Source organism: Arthrobacter cavernae (genome assembly GCF_017368795.1).
Lineage (GTDB): Bacteria > Actinomycetota > Actinomycetes > Actinomycetales > Micrococcaceae > Arthrobacter > Arthrobacter cavernae.
The window spans coordinates 1-344 of record NZ_JAFNLL010000145.1 but is presented as its reverse complement, the minus strand read 5'-3'; the positions used below and the strand labels follow the sequence as shown (position 1 = coordinate 344).

Genomic DNA, 344 nt, shown 5'->3' with positions numbered 1-344 from the left:
CTGTACCGCGAAAACAATGTGGTGACGAGCATCCATGGCCGTAGCCTGATCAACAAGTCGACCATGAACATCCTCAAGGCGCACCGCTTCGCACGCCGGATGAGCAACACCGAGCTCCTGCTCGAAGAAACCGCGCCGCTGCTGAACGCCCTGGCCGAGCTCGAGCTCGGTGCTGCAGCGATCGACATCGCCCGCCTGACCGAGAAGTTCAAGGCCGAAGGTGCCGGAACCTCCCTCGACGAATTCCTCCGCGCGGAACTTGCCGACGTCGTCGGCAAGCGCGGCGGCGACGACCGCACCAGCACCGACGTCGTCCTGTACGGCTTCGGCCGCATCGGCCGCCT

The 344-nt window shown here is 64.8% G+C and carries 1 pseudogene; it reads left to right on the top strand.

Annotated elements, in window-relative coordinates:
• Positions 1–344 (top strand): annotated as a pseudogene (locus J1902_RS19180) (glyceraldehyde-3-phosphate dehydrogenase); the annotation flags it as partial.